The organism is Rhodococcus sp. RS1C4, from assembly GCF_002258225.1.
Lineage (GTDB): Bacteria > Actinomycetota > Actinomycetes > Mycobacteriales > Mycobacteriaceae > Rhodococcoides > Rhodococcoides fascians_E.
Genome location: NZ_NOXZ01000036.1, coordinates 21,670 through 42,018 on the forward strand (window position 1 = coordinate 21,670; position 20,349 = coordinate 42,018).

Consider the following 20,349-nt stretch of genomic DNA (forward strand, 5'->3'; position numbering starts at 1 on the left):
ACTCCTGAGGAAGTACTGCTGTGACGATTTTTTCGGCCCGCGAGGGGTCAGTAGACGTCGCGCAGGTAGCGCTTGGCGCGCTTGAGCTCGGACACGTAGTCCTCGGCCTGATCCGCGGAGCGTCCCCCGTGTTCGGCAATGACGTCGTGCAGCGCGGCGTCGACGTCCTTGGCCATACGAGTGGCGTCACCGCACACGTAGAAGTGACCGCCCTCCTCCAGCCACGCGTACAGCTCCTTGCCGTTCTCTCGCATGCGGTTCTGCACGTAGACCTTCTCGGCCTGATCGCGCGAGAAAGCCAGGTCGAGACGGGACAACACGCCGTCGCGAGACAGCGCGTTCAATTCGTCCTCGTAGATGAAATCCGACGCGCGGTGCTGATCACCGAAGAAGAGCCAGTTGCGGCCCGATGCGTTGCGCGCGCGCCGTTCGTGAAGGAACGCACGGAACGGCGCGATACCGGTACCGGGTCCGACCATGATGACCGGCGCGTCGTCGTCCGACGGCAGCCGGAACGATTTGTTCGCGGAGAGAAACACCCCCGCGCCGTCGCCCTCTCCGACACGGTCCGCGAGGAACGTCGAGCACACACCGCCGCGGTCACGTTCTGCGGAGCGATACCGAACGCTGGCGACCGTCAGGTGGACGGTGCCCTCGTGGGCCAGCGGCGACGACGAGATCGAGTAGACACGATGCTGCAACGGGCGGAGCAGTTCGAGCAGCTCGGCGGGCTCGATCGTCAGCGCCGGATCGAGCGCGAGAACGTCGAGGACGTCCTTGCCCCAGGTCCAGGCGTCGAGAGACTCGCGGTCACCCGTCTGGAGGACGTGCTGGAGTTCGTCGTCGCCCGATCGTTCGGCGATGGCCTCGATAAGGTCCATCGACGGCACGCCGATCTCGTAGGAATGCGTCAAGAGTTCGTCGAGACGCTGCTCGGAGCCCTTGACCGTGACCGTCGTGTCCGGGTCCACGCTGAGCCGCCCGATCAGTGCGTCGACGAGTTCCGGGTGGTTGACCGGCTTGACGCCCAGTCCGTCGCCTGCCTCGTACGTCAGGCCGCTGTCACCCAACGAGAACGCGTAGTGACGGACTTCCTTCGACGACTGCGGCCCGGAGAGAACGCGATTGGCGAGGACGGTGGCGCGGTACGGGTTCTTCCGGTTCCACGGTGACCGCTTGGAGGCACTTTTCGCGGGCTTCGCTGCAGGTGCTTCGGGCTGTGCAGACGCAGGACCCCCGCCGTCGACCGATGCGATGGAGGGGACTGCGCCGGCCAGCCATGCTGCGGCCGCGTCCTCGTAGTCGACGTCGCAATCCAGACGGTCGGCCGTCCGGGTCGCCCCGAGTGCTTCCAGTCGTGAGTCGATGTCTCGTCCCGCCTTACAGTATCCGTCGTAGCTCGTGTCGCCCAGTGCGAGGACCGCGAAGTACAGCCCTTCCAGTCTAGGTGCACTGTCGGCGGCAACAGCATCCCAGAATAGCTGGGCGTTGTCCGGCATCTCGCCTTCGCCGTATGTAGATGTCACAACGATCAGGCGACGCATGGCCGCCAACGCGTTCATGTCCACCGCGTCCAGTGACGCGACATGAGGGTCGAGCCCGTGCTGTCGGGCCAGGTCGGCGGTGTCCTGAGCAAGCGCTTCGGCGTTTCCGGTCTGGCTGCCGTACAGAATCTGCAGCGGGACCGCAGCGGCTACCGAGGCAGTGTCCGGCTGCGCGGCGGAACCGGTGGGGATCGCCAGCCGTGAATGGAGTCCCGCCAGGAAACCGGACAACCAGGCGCGCTGATCTCCGGTGAACGGCGCGTCCTCGGGAATGTAGGGAATGAGCACTGAACTTTCCGTCTCTCTCGTCAGGACACCAGGTCGGGGACGGATCGCACGGCGAACAATTCGTCGAAGTTCGGTAGCGATCCGAGCTTGGCGCGGTTCTTGGCGTCCTGGTAGATGATCCAGCCGTAGGTGGCCGGGCTGTCGGAACCGCGCACGTTTCTCGCGGTCAGGGCCTGCTTGTAGTCGTCGACGCGCTTGTGACCGACGAGGGCAGCCAACTGCTCGTCCTCGTACCCACCCAGCACGTCCTTCGCGTAGGCGGTCAGCCGGTGAACGAGCGCGAAGTCCTCGGTCAGCACGAGGTTTCGTGCTGCCTTGTGCACGGCCGGGTCGTCGATCGCGCTGGAACCGGGCACTCGGGTGAGCGCGACCTCGTGCGCGTAGTGCATCACCGTGTACTGGTTCAACAGCGCGTACACGGTGTCGGTATCGGTTTCGCCGTATCCCGGCACCGATCCGCCGAGCACCGGAGTGCCCTCTCGCAGGCTGAGCTTGTAGGACCGGACCTGCTGGGTTGCCAGCGAGCCCGCGAGCTCGTCGAGCAGCTCCTTCCGGGTTTTCGCGGCAAGGATCGCGTCGCTGTCCTGGTAGAGCAACAGCGCCCGCGGCATCGCGTAAACGAAGCGATGCTGCTCCACCTCCCAGTTCTGCAGCAACCGTGTCGCGGAAGCCGACCCGGTGGCCTCGACGTGCCACTCGAGCAGCATTCGAACGGCGACGGTGTGAATGGCTGCCTGCTCGTCGTCCGCCGTGATGGATCCGAGGATCACCGAGTCGGCACTCGCACGGAGAGGCAACAGACGGTTCGGGTCGTACTGATAGAAGAATCCGCCGCTCATGCCGTTGCAGACACCCTTGCCGAACCCGCCGAGATTCAGAATGGCGCCGCCGGTCATGTACTCGGCCGCGAAGTCACCCACGCCTTCGACGACGGCGGTGGCTCCGGAGTTCCGCACGCCGAAGCGGTCGCCCGATTCACCTTCCACGAATGCGCGTCCACCGGTCGCGCCGAAGAGCGCGAAGTTTCCGATGAGAACGTTGCCGCCCGCTTCGGGTGATCCGCCGCCGGGCGAGCGGACGATCACCGTGCCGCCGTTCATGGACTTGCCGACTCCGTCGTTGCAGGTGCCGGTGTGATCCATGACGACTCCGTCGTTGCAGAAGGCGGCGAACGAGAGGCCCGCCGCGCCGTACGTGGACACCAGGGCCGTGCCCGGCGCCAGGTATCGCCGGCCGCGGTCGTCGACGAGCACCGAGGGCATGGCGTCGGTCACCGACGTCGGGAGTTCGTGGTTGAGAAGGCGTTCGATGTCGATGGACAGTTGCCCGCCGACGCTCTTGTTCAGGTTGCCCAGGTGCGTTCGGCCGCCGGGCGCGACCGTGCGTGCGCGGTCGTCGATCAGGGCGGTGCGGACTTCGGCCATCAGCATGTCGTCGATGCCGTATTCGCGTTCGAGGTAGACGGGGTCGGTGACGACGGATTCGGGAACGACGGTCAGCATCGAGTGCAGGTCCAGCGCACCCACCGTTGCCGCATGGTCGACGAGGTGCAGAAGATCGGTGCGGCCGCGGGCGTGCCGCAACGACGGCATACCCAGCTCGGCGAGCAACTCTCGGACTTCGTGCGCGATGTTGAGCAGGTACTGCGCCATCGATCGAGGGTCACCGTCGAACACCTCGGGATTGGTCGTCAATCCTGCTGGGCACTTGACGTTGCAATTCTTCGCCATGACGCAGCCCATCATCATCAGCGCCGTGGTGCCGAACTCGAAGCTGTCGCCACCGAGCAGCGCCGAGGTGACGACGTCACGACCGGTCTGGTGGGCTCCCGAACATCGGAGGATCACTTTCTGGCGAAGTCCGTTGGCGCACAGAGCCTGGTGCACTTCCGCGAGGCCGATCTCCGCGGCGCGTCCGGCGTACTTCAGGCTCGTGACGGACGCCGCCCCGGTTCCGCCGGTGTTGCCGGCGATGTTGATGACGTCCGCACCTGCTTTCGCCACGCCGACGGCGATGGTGCCGATCCCCTCGGACGAGACGAGCTTCACGATCACGCGTACGCGCGCGGCCTTGCAGTCGTGGATCAACTGCGCGAGGTCCTCGATCGAATACGTGTCGTGATGCGGTGGGGGAGACACAAGTTCGACGCCGGGTGTGCCGCTGCGGGCCGCGGCGATGTCGACGGTGACCTTGGGGGCAGGCAGCTGTCCGCCCTCGCCGGGTTTGGCGCCCTGACCGATCTTGATCTCGATTTCCTCGAGCATCGGATCGGCCAGATAGCCGGCCCAGATGCCGAAGCGTCCCGAGGCGAATTGTTTGATGCGAGAGGCGCGGACGGTCCCGTAGCGCGACAGATGCTCTCCGCCTTCGCCGCTGTTGGACATCGCGCCGACCATGTTGGTTCCGTGCGCGACGGCTTCGTGCGCATTGGCGTTGAGAGCCCCGTGACTCATCGCGCCCGACGCGAGCAACGGTGTGATCGCACTTGCCTTCTGCACCTCGGACAAGGGGATCGACGCAGGCGCCGCACCCAGTTTTCCGAGGAACAGCGACGCTCGGCCGCGGGAGGTCACGATCACCGTGTCCCCGTCGATGCGACTCGTGGCCTCGTCGCCGAAGAGAAGACCGAGACCATCACCGAGCAGATGCGCACGCGCCGGGTTGGTACGCGCAGGGTCGGTACGCAGCGTCAGTGCGAACTCGGTGTCCGACACGGCGTCGACCTGCAGGCCGCGGACGACAATGCCCGTGTTGCCCTCGATGTCGAAGCGGCCGAGCTCGAGCGCGAACTCCTGCGCCGACGAACAGTCCGACACGTCGGCCGGCGTGGCCAACACGTCGCGCAGTGCTGCCGGTCGACGCGAGCGCTCGTCGTGCATCGACCGTACGAACGACCGGTAGTCGCCCGTCACCTCGAACGCGTCGATCTGTTCGTCGGTCAACCGGTCGAAACTCGTCGACGCGTACGCCTCGGCGCCGAGACCGAACGCGTCACCCAGCCTGGTGATGGTCAGCAGCCGCAGTGCATCGGTCTGCGTCGCATCGGCTTCGGTACCGGCGAAGGCGATCTTCTCCTTGGTCATGTCGACGAATCCACGAACCGACGTGGCCCCGAACGAATGGCCTGCGCCGTCGGCGCGTTCCTTGAACAACCCCAGGTTCGGCAGGTCGCTCTCGCTCGCCGCGCTACGGGCGTGGGCATGCCAGTGCGCGACACCCGCGGCGATCGCGCGGAACCCGACGCCGCCCACCGGGGACTTCATGTTCGGGAACCACTGCGACAGAACGGGATCCGATGTGTCGAGGAAGTTCGGTTCGAAGAACTCACCGCCGATGTAGCTCTCCACGGTGCACAGTCCGACGCGTCCCATCGTCTTCATCAACGACTTCTCGGCCGCCTTCACGAACTTGGCGAACGCCACGTCCGGGTCGGCACCGAACTTGTCCTCGGCTCGCAACCGCACCGTCAGTGGATGAACCGCGGCAGCGCCGAACCCCAGCACGAGTGCGACATGGTGAGACGAGGAGATCTGGCCGCTCTCCACCACCAGCGACACCCGTAATCGGACACCCGCTGCGATCAACCGTTCGTTGACGAACGCCACGACGGCAATCACCGGGAGTGCAGCGTTGTCCCGAGTGATGTCTCGGTCGCTGAGCACGGCGATACCGCCGTCACGGGCGAACCGAACGACCGAATCGGCCAGCGAATTCACGGCCTCCACGAGCGCGCGTTCGTTGGCCTCGCTGTCGGTGTCGATCGACCGGTACGTCATGTCGAACCGTGCGACCGGGGTATGCGGCTGTTCGGTGATCCGGCGCAGATCCGTGTGCGAGAGCAGGGGACTGGGCACGACGACCTGGCGGGAAACGGGGCCGCCGACATTGGGTTTCGGCCCCAGCGACACCCGAAGCGTCATTCCGTCGGCCTCGCGAATGCTGTCGAGCGGAGGGTTGGTCACCTGCGCGAATCGCTGCGAGAAGTACTTCGCCATCCCGCCTTCGCGGTCGGTGAGAGCGTTGATCGCGTTGCCGTATCCCATCGCCGAGACGCGTTCGACGCCGCTCGCCAGCATCGGATCCATCAGGAACTTGAAGCTCTCCTGATCCAGCGAATACGCGACGTAACGCTGATGACGTTCCAGATCGCCCGCATAGGCGTCGGCGACGGAGTCGGCGGCGTCCAGATCGTCGATGCCGACGCGCGCGGCTGCGAGCAGAGCGGTGTAATCGCGATCGGCAGCGAGCTTTTCGAAGGCTTCGCGGGTGTAGTAGGTGTGCTTGTCGCGGTGATCGAAGTAGATCATTCCGCCGGCTTCGACGCGACCACGATGCGTGATGGTCTCGGGTGGGAACCGAACCTGGCCGGCTTCGGAGAAGGCGCACAGGTAGTCGTTCGTTTCCACCGTCCGGAGGGGACGAAGTCCCAAGCGGTCCAGACGTGCGCCGATCACCGTGCCGTCGCCGAACACCACCGCAGCCGGTCCGTCGTTCTTCTCCTCGTACAGCGAGAAGTACTCGAACATCGCTCGGACCCGAGGCGAGAGCGTGTAGTCGTTCTCCCACGCCGGAGGCATCATCGACACGACGGCCGTGACCAGTTCCACGTTGTCCTCGACGACGCGGGCCTGCACGGTCTGGTCCAGGCGGCAACTGTCGGACTGGCCGGGCGGGCGCACGATGGCGCGACGCTTGGCGCTTGCCACCGCTGCTTCCGCGAGGCGATTCTTCTTGTCGGTGTTCAACTCTCCGTTGTGCGCCATGAACCGGAACGGCTGCGCCATGGTCGGATGTGGATCGGTGTTGGTGGAGAACCGGGTGTGGAAGAAGATCGTGTGGACCGAATGCTCCGGGTCGACGAGGTCGCAGAAATAAGGAATGACCTCGTCGGAGTTCAGCCGACCTTTGAGTACCTGCGTCCGGGCGCTGAGCGACAGCGGATACAGCCCGGCCAGTGTCGGGGTGGTGTACGCGATCGATTCGATGTGCAGCAGTGCCTCGTGAATCAGCCGATCGATGGCTGCGGGTTCGGGCCGGGGCCGAGATACCTCCCAGATCCACTGACGAACGGGGCGTTGATATTTCACGGCCGCGGGACGAATGGCGTCGTTGTTCACCGGAACATCGCGGACAGTGAGCGGGGTGAATCCGCGATCGATCATGGCGCGGTGGATCAGTTCGACCGCTCGTGCATGCTGCGACTCGTCGTCGGGGAGAAAGAAGTTGCCCACAGCGAATCGGCCGAGTTCGAGAGTCGGACGGTCGGTGACGCGTCGAAAGAAGTCGACGGACAAGTCGAGGGACACACCGCCACCGTCGCCGACACCCTCGGCGGACATGCCACCTCGGTGCGGCACCGAGCACAGCGCCTCACGGGCCTTGATCAGCACGTCGTGGGACTGAACGCCGTCCTTGCGCGTGATGAAGCCGACCCCGCAGCTGTCGGAATCCAGCGACGGATCGTACAGACCGATGGACTTCTCGTGCATCTATCGACCCTCTCCCTGTCCGGGCGCAGGCGGGCGAAGAGTCGGATCCGCCGTGCGCAGAATCGACGGCGTGACGCCGTCAGGGCAGGGCGTCGCTGCTTCGATGAAGCGGCACCCGGAGAGGTCAGACTACTAAGATAAGGCTAGCCTTTGTCAATTCGCCTGGACAGCTCGATCATCACGGCCGCTCGAACGCTTCGATTCCGGCGTCGACGAATCGAAGCACGTAGCCCGACGCCACCGCGTCGGCGACCGCCTTGTCGTCGCCCGCACCGTCCGTCGGCCATCCGGCAGGATCGCTGCGGTTGACGACGATCCAGTCCGGTGCCTCGGTGTTCGTCGCGCGTTGCGGAAACACGGAGACGTCGTGCGTGGCGACGAACTGTGGAACCAGATTGTTCGACGCCGCGATCGTCCGATCTGCGGGAATGGCGTCGGAGATGGCGTGGGACGCGGTCACCTGTGGATCGGTCGACCACCCGTCGGCTGTCGCCAGGCGAGCCATGGGAAGAAACGGAAGGGCGACGATCGCGAACGCAGCCACGGCCGTGAAGATCGTGCGTTGCCCGCGCTCGGTGAGTTGCTCGTGCCTGCGGCACCGCACGACGGCGTCGATCAGGGCCGCGAAGACGACGACCATCAGGATCGCGTTGTAATGGAATATCGGCTTCCAGAAGTTGGTGTTGTCGCTGAGGAATCGCCACGCGACGGTGGGGACCGCGACCAGCAGGAGCGGCGAGCGCAGTGCAACGAACGCGGTCACGGCAAGGAGGAGGAAGGCAGTCGCTGCGCGTGAGTCACCTGCGACGACACCGTGGGCGGTATCGGCAATGCCCGACCCGAGGGGAGGCAACTTCGATCCCTGACCGTACGAGTCGTCGGCACTGAGCAGCGGGATGATCACCTTGACGGCGAGGACGACCCAGCCGAGGCCCCAGACGGCTGTGAGAGCGCCGAGCGCGCGGGTGCGTCCGGTGGTCCAGAATGCGACCAGACTGCCGATGACGGCAACCGTCAGACCCATGTCCTCCTTGACGAACACCAGCGGGAGCGCCCACGCCAAGGCCGGTTGCCATCGACGATTGCCCAGGGCGACGAGAGACATGGCCATCAGTGGCACGGCGAACGCGATTTCGTGGAAGTCGAAGTTCAGGGCGGCCTGCACACCCCAGGACAGGCCGTAGGCGAACGCCACCGCGATGCCTGTCGCCGTGCCGAACTCACGGACCGCCCACCTGGACAGCGGAACGACTGCCAGCGCGAACAGAACCGCCTGCGCGATCAGCAACGTCTCCGGCGACGGGAACAGGCGATAGACCGGTGCCAGCAGTGCGGTGATCGGGGAGAAGTGGTCGCCCAGGGTGTTGTAACCGGTGCCCAGGAGATCGGACGTCGGCGCCCGAAACTCGGCGTACGACGAGATCTGTTGCACGAAGATTCCGAGATCGAATCCGGACGTGCGGAGCTGTCGGTGGCCGAGCACGGACAACAGCGAGTACAGCGTCGCGAGTACCGCGAACGCCGTCACCGGGACGACGACGTCGGCTGTGGGCCGTGCACGCCGGATTCGCGTGTCCCGGGGTTCCTCGACCGATTCGGCCGCAGTGGGCGGGGAGATCTCGGTTGCAGTCACAGGAAATGCTGTCTACCCGACATTTCTTGGATCAACCTGAGAAGTGCAGGTGACAGCGCTCGGGCACGGTCGTTCGGTCACACTCGCCGTTTGCGCGGACGATTCGACGGGGGTTGCGAGGACAAGTGGTAGTACAGAGCGTCGGCGGTGTCCTCCACGACGACCTCCACGACGTCACCGACTTCGAGATAGTCGTCGACGGCAATGCGGTCCTTGGCGCCGATCACCGCCTTGACCGAACGCGCGGGGATGAGTCCCCGGCGACCGTCCGGTCCGACGGCCAACGCATACCTCGGACCGGTACGGGTGACTCGAGCAGAGATGATGGCCGAGTCCCTCGGGACCGGTTCGACGACGGCGCCCTTCGCGACGGCCGTCTGTGAATCGAGCTGCGCCGCGAGGTCGTCCGCCATCAAGTCGACCTGGAGGAGAAGCTCTGCCATCTGCCGGGCGTACTCGGTGTGCGCCTCCGTCGGCTTGAGAGCCTCACCTGGCTTGTACATGTCCTCGTGGGTGAGTTCACCCCAGGCGTCCTGCAGCCTCGTCTTGACCTGGACTTCGACGTTCACGATCAGATCACCCTGGTGGGTGGCGACGCGGATGACCAGAATCGCGTGGTAGGCGCGGTATCCACTCGGTTTGGGGAACGCGACGTAGTCGGTCGGGTTCCGGGCGAAGCGCACCGAGCATTCCGGGTCGGTGCACGCGCGTTCCAACGCGTCCACGAAGGCGTGAAGATCCCGCGGGCTCTTGCACAGAACCTTGATGCCGATCAGATCCGGCAGGGATTCCACGACCTCGTCGATGGTCCTCGGCTCGACGATCCGGCCTTCCGTGATCTTCCGCCGCAGTTTGTCGGCTGCCCGCACCGGATCCTTGATTCGGGCGGTCTGCGCATTGAGCCGATCTCGGTCGACGTTGTCGAGGATCTCGTCCGCGATGGTCTCCAGAAAATTCTGGGCCGTCACCAGCGCGGCCTGCCATGCCCGACGACGTTCGGCGTAGGCCTCGTCGACCAGGTCGTCGATGTTCGTCGACGCTGTCACCGTCCGCGCCTCCGATCATGCCCCACGGGCTTTCCACACTTTATCTGCTTCGACAGGGGAACGAGCCGACCGACGCCGTCGTCGGCGCGCCCTGCGTGATCGGCCGCGTCGGCACAACTATTCGTCCGATCGGTCGGGCGTTCGTCGGACTGTGGGATTAGTCTCTTCACTCATGACGGCCACGGTCGCAGAGGGCGACGCATTCGTAGCGCAGTTCGATCCGTATCGTCGTGAGCTGCTCGCTCATTGCTACCGCATGACGGGCTCGATTCACGACGCCGAGGATCTCGTGCAGGAAACGTACATCCGCGCGTGGAAGGGCTACTCCAAGTTCGAGGGGCGCTCGTCGATGCGGACCTGGCTGTATCGCATCGCCACCAACACCTGCCTCACGGCGCTCGACGGCAAGACCAAGCGTCCGCTGCCGACGGGGCTCGGTGCACCGAGTTCGGACCCCACCGACGACCTGGTGGCGACGCACGAAATTGCGTGGCTCGAGCCCATCGCGGATTCCGAGCTCGCGGATTCGGACGATCCCGCATCGATCGTCGTCGGCAGGGACACCATCAGACTGGCGTTCATCGCTGCCCTGCAGCACCTCTCGGCACGTCAACGAGCAGCATTGCTGATGCGTGAGGTGCTGCAGTGGAAGGCGTCCGAAGTAGCGGAAGCCCTGGCGACCACCACGACCGCGGTGAACAGTCTGCTTCAACGCGCACGAGCGCAACTCGACGAGGTCATGCCGTCGGAAAACGATGTCGTCGAGCCGGCAGCCGCCGAGACCAGGGAATTGCTGGCCAAGTACGTCGACAGTTTCGAACGCTACGACATCGACCAGCTCGTGACTCTGTTCACCCAGGACGCAGTGTGGGAGATGCCGCCGTTCGAAGGGTGGTACCAAGGGGCCGAGAACATCGGCACCCTCATCCGTGGAAACTGTCCGGCGCAGCGAGCGGGCGACATGCGGATGGTCGCGACGTCGGCCAACGGTCAGCCCGCCTACGGGCTGTACATGCGGAACGAGGACGGAATCCACCTGCCGTTCCAACTCCACGTCGTCGACATCGAGGCGGGCAGAGTGGGCCACGTGGCGTGCTTCTTCGACCTGACTCTGTTCGAGAAATTCGGTCTACCCGAGCGCCTCTGACAGGGAGGTCGAGATAGCCCCACCTGGCCCGTCCCCGACTATTCGGACGGCACGGCGCTGGGGTCCATCCACATGACTTCCCACACGTGGTTGTCGAGATCACGGAACGCACGCCCGTACATGAACCCGTGATCCTGAGGCTCCATCCAACTCGACCCTCCGGCGGTGATCGCCGCGTCGACGAGTGAGTCGACCTCGTTCCGACTGTCGGCGCTGATACACATCAGAACCTCTCGCGACTGCGTCGTGTCGGTGATCGCGTCGGAGATGAAGTCCTTGAAGCGAGGTTCCGCCAGGAACATCACCGTCGCCTGCTCGCTCACGACCATCGATACACAGTTCTCGTCACTGAACACGTCGTTGAACTCGAAGCCCAGTCCGCCGAAGAAAGCGCGGGTGGCAGTGACGTCCTTGACGGGCATGTTGGCGAACAGCATTCGGGACATTGGGGTCTCCATTCATTCGGCGTGGAAGTCTCGTGTGTATCGACAACGGACGAATCGTGAATTCATCGCGGATCCGACATCGACTTTCTACCGCATTCGGGGGGACGACTCGCCTGTAGCAAGATGGGAACACGTCATGCAGCCGGAAGCGGCGCGTCGACGCTGTTCGAACAAGAGGAGAGTTCATGGATTTGGGTCTGTCGGGTAAAGCGTTCGTCGTCACCGGAGGAACCGAAGGGCTGGGATTCGCGTCCGCGCGTGAGCTGCTTCGTGAGGGAGCGAAGGTGACGGTGGCCTCTCGGTCACAGACCAAGGTCGACGAGGCAGTGACCGAACTGGGCGCGCACCGACCCAACGCGGTGCACGGAATGGTCGCCGACAACGGCCATCCCGCGAGCGCACAGTTGCTCGTCGAGTCGGCCATCGCGCACTGGGGCAAGCTGGACGGTCTCGTCGTGAGTGTCGGTGGACCTCCGCCGAGCACCGCCCTCGATGCCGCCGACGAGGATTGGACTGCGTCGTTCGAGTCCGTGTTCCTCGGGGCGGTGCGACTGGCCCGCGAAGCGGCGAAGGTCATGACCGACGGAAGCGCCATCGTGTTCGTGCTGTCGACATCGGTGAAGTCGCCGTTGACGGGCCTCGGCGTGTCCAACGGACTGCGCCCCGGCTTGGCGATGGTGGCCAAGGACATCGCCGACGAGCTCGGGCCACGAGGAATCAGGGTCGTGAGCGTCCTTCCCGGGCGATTCGACACGTCCCGGGGCGGCGCCGTGTCCGACGACGCGTTGGCTCGGATCCCGCTCGGTCGTATCGGCGATCCGGAGGAGTTCGGACGTACCGTCGCGTTCCTGGCGTCGCCGGCCGCGTCGTACATCACCGGCTCGACGGTCACTGTCGACGGCGGTGCCGTGCGCGCGCTCTAGTCGGTCCGGTCACCCTGACCGCACAGACGACGAGGCCCCGAGCAGCAGTGCTGCTCGGGGCCTCGTGGCAAACAAGGAGGGGGATGTAACGGTTCTAGCGGGTCACCGAGGCGATGCGGGCGAGCATCCGCGACAGGGCCGAACCGTCGGAACCCAGCTCGTCGAAAGTCGACGTGGTGGTCGATACGGCTGCGTCGCTTGTGGCTGCAGCCAGTTTGCGCACCAGTTCGGTGCGGAGCTCGATAGCGCCCAGGATATCGGCGTCGAGCGTCTCGACCTGCTCGTGGAGCTGGTCGATCTGTACGTCGTGCGTTGGTGCTTCGTCGGCGCTGATAGCGAGCGAATCGATCTGCAAAGTCACATCGTCTCCTTTTGTTCGCGTCCTGAGGAATGATTCGTTTCGCTCCTCGGAACTGTTACACGGTCGCTCTATGTGTCAACGATGTTTCGTGGCCCCTACCAAGATGCCCAGTCTTGTGGGCTGGGCCAACCATCTGAAGCTGTGATGCTGCCAACAATCCGCAGCCACCCGGTGCCTGCCATCCGTCGGAGCAACACCGCGAGCGAGCGCGGTGTTCCTGACTGCGGCGGTCGATGTTCGTCCCACATTGAGTCTTCGTAGCCGTGAGCATTGCGTACTGGATGCATTTTGCGATGAGCGCCGATTTCCACGTCCACGGCTGGTCACACACGAACGCCCCCGATGCCACGAAGTTGTGTCACCGGGGGCGAAGCGCCATGTCATGTGGTCGGTCAGCGGCGTGCTCGGTCAGCCGCGGGCGGCCTTCAGATGATCGGCGGACACAGCTTTCAGATGTGTCAGGTCCGACGCGACGGTCGCCAGTGTGTACCCCTCGTCCAAGCGCTTGGCTGCCACAGCGCCGGACGGTGTGTGGATGCCGGCCGTGATGCCTGCTGCGGCCGCGGCTCGGCACACCCGAACGAGCGCAGCCTCGAACTGCTCGTCCACGGAGGCGTCGGTCGGTGACGATCCACCCACCGCGAGTCGCAGATCGGACGGGCCGACGTAGACACCGTCGAGACCTGGAACGGCACAGATCTCCTCGACGTTGGCCAGGCCCTGAGGCGTCTCGATCATCGCCAGCACAACGGTGTCACGGTCGGCATCGGCAGGGTTGGGTCCGATTCGAAGCTGCGAGCGCATCGGACCGTAGGACCGAATGCCGGTGGGGGGATACGTTGCCGCCGAGACCGCCGCCGCTGCGTCTGCTGCCGTGTCGACGAGCGGAACGATGACGCCCGCCGCACCTGCGTCCAGCGCACGCCCGATGACCGTCGCGTTGTTCGCTTCGACCCTGATCAGTCCGGCGGGGCCGTTGGCTGCATCGATGGCGGTGAGCCCGGCGAGCATTCCGGAGTATCCGATCAATCCGTGCTGCAGGTCGAGTGCGATGTAGTCCCAGCCGACATGGGCGAGCCACTCCGTGGAGACCGGGCTGTCGATGACGGACCAGTAGCCGAGGATGCGCTCCCGGTTTCTGACGCGAGCGGCGAATTCCTGTGCAGACATGTGTAGGGGGCCTTTCAGCGGTTGTAGTTCGGCATCGGTCCACGCAGCGCGGAGCCGACGTCGTCACACGCATCCACGACGTCGGAGCCGAGTGGGCCTTTCGCGATCGCGGCGATGTTGGACTGCAGGTGCTCGACCTTGGATCCACCCAGCAGGATGGGACCGGCGGCAGGCTTGGACACCAGCCACCGCAGGGCAAGTTCGGTCAGCGGCACGCCCGCGTCGTCGGCGATCGTGGTGAGCTGCGCGACAGCGTCGAAAATCGCTGTGTTCCAGTACCGTTCGCGATACATGGCAGCCAGGCGTGAATCGCCGAATCGTCCGTCGGTCGGTGTCGCGTCCAAGGAATGCTTGCCGGTGAGCAACCCGCCACCGAGTGGGTTGTACACCATCGTGATCAATCCGGTCACGTCGGCGAACTCGACGTATTCCTCTTCGATCCTCCGGGCGAGGAGGTTGTACAGCTGCTGCGCAACCATCGGTCGCGGCGCGCCGACCTCGTCGGCTACCCGATTTGCCTCGGCGATCTGCCACGCCGCGAAGTTCGAGACGCCCAGAGCACGAATCTTGCCCTCCTGCACCAGTTCGGCGACGGTTGCCAAGGTGTCGGCGATCGATGTCGCGCGATCCGGCTGGTGCAGATAGAACAGGTCGACGTAGTCCGTCTTCAGGCGAGCCAGGCTTGCCTCCACGCTCAGACGAAGACCCTTCGGTGACAACGGGCTGTTGTCCCCGGCGTCGGGGTTGGGCATTCCCGCTTTCGTCGCGAGGGTCACCCGATCGCGACGAGTTGCGAGCAGGTCCGCGAGTATCCGCTCGGATTCACCGCCCGCGTACCCGTTCGCGGTGTCGATGTGGGTGATGCCTGCGTCGACTGCAGCGTCGAACATCTTCGCAGACCCGGCGGCGTCGACGGTGTCGCCGAACGTCATGGTGCCCAGTACGAGTGGGGAAATGTCGAGCGAGGTCATGCAGGAGCTCCTACGGAAGAGGTGGACAGGCGAGACACGATGTGACGAGGCTTGATTCCGACCATTGTCGCCGGGTCGAGGGCAGCTGCGCGCAGCGCCCGGGTGTAGGGCTCCTTGGGGCGTGCGAGCACCTCCTCGGTGTCGCCTCCTTCGACGATGCGGCCCTTGCTCATCACGACGACGGTTTCACTGATCTCGCGGACGACACCCAGGTTGTGCGAGATGAAGACGTAGGTGAGTCCGGTGTCCTGCTGAATCTCCCGCAACAAAGTCAAAACCTGCGCCTGCACGGACACGTCGAGGGCGCTCGTCGCTTCGTCGCACACCAGAATTTCCGGCCCGGACGCGAGTGCGCGGGCGATGCCGATGCGTTGACGTTGGCCACCCGAGAATTCGACCGGTCGGCGGTTCAGTGCAGTGCTCGGCAGGCCGACCTGATCGATGAGTCTCGCTGCCTTCTTGGCTCGCTCGGACTTGCTGCGAATTCCCTTCAGTCGCAGTGGTTCGCCGACGATGTCCACTGCGGTCAGGTGAGGATCGAGTGATCCGTACGGATCCTGGAACACCATCTGTACGCGAGATCGGAACGGGCGTAGGGACTTCTCGGACAGTCCGGCGATGTCCGTTCCGTCCACGACGATGCGGCCCGAGGTGGGGGTGAGCAGACGAACGATGGATTTCGCGATCGTCGACTTTCCGCAGCCCGACTCACCGACAACGGCCAGCGTCTTGCCTTTGTCGACCGAGAAGCTCACCGAATCGACAGCTCGGAACACGCCGTCGGCGACGGGGTACTCGACGACGAGATTCTCCACCGACAGCAATGGGGTGGTCATACCGTTACCTCGACTCGTTCTGGTTGGCCGGCACTCTGGTTCCAGGTCCCGAGGTGCGGGATCGCGTCCAGCAGCTTCTTGGTATACGGATTCCGGGGCGCTCCGACGAGTTCTTCCGCACCACCGTCCTCGACGAAGACACCGCTCTTCATGACGTAGATGCGGTCCGACACCAACCGTGCGACACCGAGATCGTGGGTGATGACCAGCATCCCGATGCCGGTTCGTTCCTGCAGCTCCATCAGCAGATCGAGAATGCTGGCCTGCACCGTGACATCGAGGGCACTGGTGGGCTCGTCGGCAACGATCAATTCCGGGCTCGAGGCAAGAGCACTGGCGATCAGCACACGCTGAAGCATGCCGCCCGACATCTGATGGGGATACTTGCCCAACTGGATTTTCGGGTCGGGGATGCGAACCTGTTCGAGGAGCTCGATGCAGCGCGCCGTCTGCTTGGACTTTCCCGTCACGCCGCTGTGCCGGACAGCTTCCTTCAATTGGTTGCCGATGGTGTGAACCGGGGACAGCGCCGTCATCGGATCCTGCGGAATCAATGCAATGTGCTTCCCGCGAATCTTGCTCAGCTGCTTGTCCTTACCGAGGATCTCGGTGTCCTTGAAGGTCACCGATCCTGACATCACCGCGAGATCCGACGGCAACAGCCCCAGCAGGCCCATTGCCGTCGTCGACTTGCCGGAGCCGGATTCACCGATGATCGTGACCGTTTCACCGGCGTCGATGCAGAACGACACACCGTCGACGGCCCGGATGACGCCCTTGTCGGTAACGAGTTCGATCTGGAGTTCGTCGACCTTCAATAGGTTTCCCATGACTTATGCGCCTTTCTTGAAGCGAGGGAAAATGCCGAATCTGCCGGATCCCGCGGGGCGGTCGCGGAGACCGTCGCCGAGGAGGTTCACCCCGACCACGAGGATCACGATCATCAGTCCCGTGAAGGTGACGATCCACCACGAGGTGGTGATGTAGTCCTGCCCGTCGGAGATGATGCGGCCCCACGTGGCGAACGGTCGCTGCGGGCCTGCGCCGAGGTAGGACAACGAGCTCTCGAGCAGGACCGCCTGGGCGAGGAGCAGCAATACGACGAGCGAGGCCTGCTTGATGATGTTGGGGACCACGTGGCGGAGCAGGATCGCGGTGCGGCTCAGCCCGAGGACGCGAGCTGCGGCGACGTAGGGCTTCTCGCGTTCGACCAGAACGAGCGATCGCGTGAGCCTGGCGACCTCGGGCCACTGTGCGATCGCGATCACGAAGGTGATGACCGGGATCGAGGGGCCGAAGAGTGCAACGACGAGGAGCAGCATCATCAGAAGGGGCAGCGAGAGCTGCGCTTCGAGCAACCGGGAGATGACGGCGTCGACCCAGCCGCCGAAGTACCCGGCTGCGCTGCCGGCCACGACGCCGATGATCCCGGAGACGACGACGGCGAGGATGCCGATCGTCAGCGACACCTGGCCTCCGAAGAGAATGCGCGACAGTAGATCTCGACCGAGCTGATCAGTACCCAGAAGGTGACCGTCGGTCAACGGTGGGAGCCGACGCTGGACCAGATTGGTCTGATTGGGGTCGTCGAGGGGGAGTAGGCCGGCGAGTGCGACGGGCAGAATGACCAGCAACGACAAGGCCGTGCCGGCCCAGATCTTGACGCGGCTGTCGCGTCGGCGTCGAGTTGCGCCCGCGCGGGCGAAGTCGGCTGCGGTGACAGCGCTCGGGCGCTTGTTCACCGGAGGTTCCAGCACTGCGGTCATTTGCTTACGCCCTTTCCGAGGCGGACCCGAGGATCGAGGAGTGGGTAGCAGAGGTCGACGAGCAACTGCACCAGAACGGCGAGGATCGCAGTGACGAGTACGGTCGCCTGGATGAGCGGATAGTCACGTGTTTCGAGCGCGCGGACGACGAGGGAACCGACACCGGGCCACGCGAAGACGACTTCCACGACGACGACACCGTTGAGCATGCCTGCGAACCGAGTCCCCAGAGCGGTGACGACGGGGATCGCCGAGTTGCGCATCGCGTAGCGCCACGTGAGTTCGCGTTCGGAGATGCCGCGCGATCGCGCGACCGTGATGTACGGCGACGCATAGGCATTGACCATCTCTCGTCGAACCATCCGCGAGATCAACGCGATCTGCAGGATGGAGATCGTCACCGTGGGCAGGATGAGCGACCACCATGTGGTGAAACCGGCTGCCGGAAGAACAGGAACGAGAACGGCGAACAACGTCACGAGCATCAGCCCGCTCCAGAATTCCGGCATCGACTGGCCTGCAACGGTGACGGCATTGGCTCCGAGCTCGCGGCGGGTGTCGGCGTGCTTGGCCATCCACACACCGAGTGGAATCGACAGCACTGCGGTCAGCAGGATCGCAGCGACGGCCAGAGTGATCGTGTACGGCAGGCGGTCGAAGACGACCTCGAGAGCAGGAGCCTGGAACGAGTACGACGTGCCGAACTGCAAGTGCAGCAGATCCCACAGGTAGATGAGGTACTGCTGGAACACGGACTTGTCGAGTCCCATGTCCGAGCGGATCTGTGCGAGATCCTCGGTGGAAGCAAGAGGGCCGGCGAGTGCGTAGGCGGGGTCGCCTGGTGCCATCCGGATGAGAACGAAGACGGTGGTGAGCGTCAGGAAGATAGTGAGAACGCTCTGCGCGAGGCGCTTGAGAACGTAGCGAGCCGTCGCATTCTTCGCCGCTCGGCCGATCACCGGGGCCTGCTTCTTCTTGTCGAGTGTCAGGGTCATGACTCAGGCCTCCAGTCGGACTGAGCCGAGGTCGTAGGAGTTGATGGGCGTCAGCGCTACGTTCTGCACGCGGGTCCGCTTGGCCAGCAGCGCGTTCGGAACGAAGCTCCACAGGCACGGCCACGTGTTCCAGATGTCCTGCTGGGCATCGGCGAGCAGTGATGCGCGACGCACTGGATCGGGTTCGCTCGACGCAAGTTCGATCTTCTCGGTGATCTCGGGAAATACGTACCCGTGGTAGGTGTCGCGGGTTGCTTCCTTCTCCGCCGTGCCGGCGTACATGCCCTGGATGGTGGTCAGTGCAAGCCCGGTCTGGTTGCCGTACCCGTTGCCGAGCACGTCCCAGTCGCCGACCTTGCCCTGACGCCACGAGCTGATGTCGCCCCCGGGTTCGAATTGCTGAAGCTTCACTCGCACGCCGATGTCGGTCATCATCTGCGTGACCGACTCCATGAGGGAAACGTCGTTGGTGAATTCTCCTGTCTCCCAGATGAACGTCAATTCGAGGTCGGTGACCCCCTCGGCGTCGAGTATCTGCCGTGCCTTCGCCGGATCGAACGTGTACTGGCCTGTCTCGACTGCACCGGACAATGTGCTGGGCGCTGCACCTGTTGCTTGAACGGCGGAGCCGATCAGAACGTCGCGAGCGAGCGATTCCCCGTCGATCGCGTAGGTCAGAGCCTCGCGTACCCGCGCGTTCGCGAGTGGGTGATCTGCGGGCTTTCGGAAATTGAAGAACAGCTGATTGATACGCGTGCTCGGCACCGTCTCGATCTGGACACCGGGGAGGGATGCGAGCTGTTCGGCCGAATCGGGGCTGATCGAGTCGATGACGTCGACCTCACCGCTACGCAGTGCGACGACGCGGGCTGCCTCTTCTGGAATGAATCGCACGCGAACCTGTTGCACGCTGGGCGCCTCGCCCCAGTAGAACTCGTTTGCCACGAGGGTGTATTCACCGGTGCCGCGGTTCGATTCGGTCACCACGAACGGTCCGGTGCCGATTCCGGACTGCAGTTCGTTGGGCTCGTTGGCGGATGCGGGCGTGATGAGGATATTGGACATGAGGCTGTCCAGGACGGGCAGAGGAGCGGTGGTCCTGAGGATGAACGTGCGGTCGTCGACAGGTACGACCGTCGGCCACTCGGGGAACTGAGGTGCCACGAACGAGCCGCTGACCTGTTGGTACATCTCCATGGCGACGGAGATGTCCTCGATTCTCACCGGAGTCCCGTCCGAGTACTTGACGCCTTCACGAAGGCGAACCGTCCACTCGGTGGGGGACGTGGCGTCGAATCGGTCGGCGAGAACGAGCTGTGGCGTCAAGTCGTCGCCGATACGGGTCAGTCCTTGGCGGACGCCGCGCTGTGCTGTGACCGCGGCGTCGAACTGGTTGAGTTTGTTGTCCAGGCTCACCAGTGAGCGGTTGAGCCCGAGGACGAGGGTGTCCTGCGACGGTTTCCCGGTCGGGCCTGCGCACGCGACGGTTGAACCGAGCAGCGTCACGCCTCCGGCCATGCCGGCGTACTGCAGAAAGTTCCGCCGCGACACGGACGGCATCCGCAAACGAGATGGGGTCATCGGTGACCTTGACCTTTCGAACTGGCAAAAACGCGAGGAAGCGTGCACGCGGTGAGGTGTTCTTACCGCAGGCGACGCTTGTAACTCAGCTCACAATGGCACTCTTGCGCGTTTCGCGCAAGACCCGTAGCTTTTGTTGCGTAGTTCGCGCAT

The 20,349-nt window shown here is 64.4% G+C and carries 15 protein-coding genes; 2 read left to right on the forward strand and 13 right to left on the reverse strand.

Features of this window, described 5'->3' with window-relative positions; genetic code table 11:
* Positions 1-47: 47 nt before the first annotated feature.
* The 4 genes from CH289_RS18590 to CH289_RS18605 all read right to left on the reverse strand — a co-directional run bounded on the left by CH289_RS18590 (position 48) and on the right by CH289_RS18605 (position 10,000).
* Positions 48-1,832, reverse strand: a complete 1,785-nt coding sequence (locus CH289_RS18590) for a sulfite reductase subunit alpha (protein ID WP_094713503.1) — start codon at positions 1,830-1,832, stop codon at positions 48-50.
* A 20-nt stretch (positions 1,833-1,852) separates the two neighbouring features.
* Complete coding sequence (locus CH289_RS18595; RefSeq protein WP_094728363.1) at positions 1,853-7,321, reverse strand: glutamate synthase-related protein; 5,469 nt, start codon at positions 7,319-7,321, stop codon at positions 1,853-1,855.
* A gap of 178 nt (positions 7,322-7,499) precedes the next feature.
* Positions 7,500-8,954 (reverse strand): DUF2079 domain-containing protein, encoded by a 1,455-nt coding sequence (locus CH289_RS18600; RefSeq protein WP_094728364.1) that lies wholly within the window; start codon positions 8,952-8,954, stop codon positions 7,500-7,502.
* A gap of 77 nt (positions 8,955-9,031) precedes the next feature.
* Positions 9,032-10,000 (reverse strand): GTP pyrophosphokinase, encoded by a 969-nt coding sequence (locus CH289_RS18605; RefSeq protein WP_019666676.1) that lies wholly within the window; start codon positions 9,998-10,000, stop codon positions 9,032-9,034.
* Positions 10,001-10,172: 172 nt separating this feature from the next.
* Here CH289_RS18605 and CH289_RS18610 point away from each other — a divergent pair, with 172 nt between their 5' ends.
* Positions 10,173-11,147 (forward strand): sigma-70 family RNA polymerase sigma factor, encoded by a 975-nt coding sequence (locus CH289_RS18610; RefSeq protein ID WP_094728365.1) that lies wholly within the window; start codon positions 10,173-10,175, stop codon positions 11,145-11,147.
* 38 nt (positions 11,148-11,185) lie between these two features.
* Here CH289_RS18610 and CH289_RS18615 read toward each other — a convergent pair whose 3' ends face one another.
* Positions 11,186-11,593 carry a VOC family protein gene (locus CH289_RS18615; RefSeq protein ID WP_027499038.1) on the reverse strand — a complete coding sequence of 136 codons (408 nt, stop codon included), beginning with the start codon at positions 11,591-11,593 and terminating at the stop codon, positions 11,186-11,188.
* A gap of 185 nt (positions 11,594-11,778) precedes the next feature.
* Here CH289_RS18615 and CH289_RS18620 point away from each other — a divergent pair, with 185 nt between their 5' ends.
* On the forward strand, positions 11,779-12,516 hold the full coding sequence (locus CH289_RS18620; protein ID WP_019666672.1) for an SDR family oxidoreductase: 738 nt from the start codon (positions 11,779-11,781) through the stop codon (positions 12,514-12,516).
* A 94-nt stretch (positions 12,517-12,610) separates the two neighbouring features.
* On the opposite strand, the gene CH289_RS18625 is transcribed toward CH289_RS18620, so the two are convergent.
* From CH289_RS18625 to CH289_RS18660, 8 genes are all read right to left on the reverse strand, one after another.
* A complete protein-coding gene (locus CH289_RS18625) occupies positions 12,611-12,877 on the reverse strand; it encodes a hypothetical protein (RefSeq protein ID WP_019666671.1) in 267 nt (88 codons plus the stop codon).
* A gap of 408 nt (positions 12,878-13,285) precedes the next feature.
* On the reverse strand, positions 13,286-14,047 hold the full coding sequence (locus CH289_RS18630) for an HpcH/HpaI aldolase family protein (protein ID WP_020113036.1): 762 nt from the start codon (positions 14,045-14,047) through the stop codon (positions 13,286-13,288).
* A gap of 14 nt (positions 14,048-14,061) precedes the next feature.
* The gene (locus CH289_RS18635) at positions 14,062-15,018 is read right to left on the reverse strand and encodes an aldo/keto reductase (RefSeq protein WP_094728366.1); all 957 of its coding nucleotides are present in this window, start codon (positions 15,016-15,018) and stop codon (positions 14,062-14,064) included.
* Positions 15,015-15,854, reverse strand: coding sequence for an ATP-binding cassette domain-containing protein (locus CH289_RS18640; protein WP_094728367.1), 840 nt, complete (start codon positions 15,852-15,854; stop codon positions 15,015-15,017). The genes CH289_RS18635 and CH289_RS18640 overlap by 4 nt, the downstream gene beginning before the upstream one ends.
* The gene (locus CH289_RS18645; protein ID WP_020113039.1) at positions 15,851-16,684 is read right to left on the reverse strand and encodes an ABC transporter ATP-binding protein; all 834 of its coding nucleotides are present in this window, start codon (positions 16,682-16,684) and stop codon (positions 15,851-15,853) included. Before CH289_RS18645 ends, CH289_RS18640 begins: the two co-directional genes overlap by 4 nt.
* A 3-nt stretch (positions 16,685-16,687) precedes the next feature.
* A complete protein-coding gene (locus CH289_RS18650; protein ID WP_037105360.1) occupies positions 16,688-17,620 on the reverse strand; it encodes an ABC transporter permease in 933 nt (310 codons plus the stop codon).
* A complete protein-coding gene (locus tag CH289_RS18655; protein WP_080732858.1) occupies positions 17,617-18,615 on the reverse strand; it encodes an ABC transporter permease in 999 nt (332 codons plus the stop codon). The genes CH289_RS18650 and CH289_RS18655 overlap by 4 nt, the downstream gene beginning before the upstream one ends.
* Before the next feature lie 3 nt (positions 18,616-18,618).
* A complete protein-coding gene (locus tag CH289_RS18660) occupies positions 18,619-20,196 on the reverse strand; it encodes an ABC transporter substrate-binding protein (RefSeq protein ID WP_094728368.1) in 1,578 nt (525 codons plus the stop codon).
* Between the last annotated feature and the right edge of the window lie 153 nt (positions 20,197-20,349).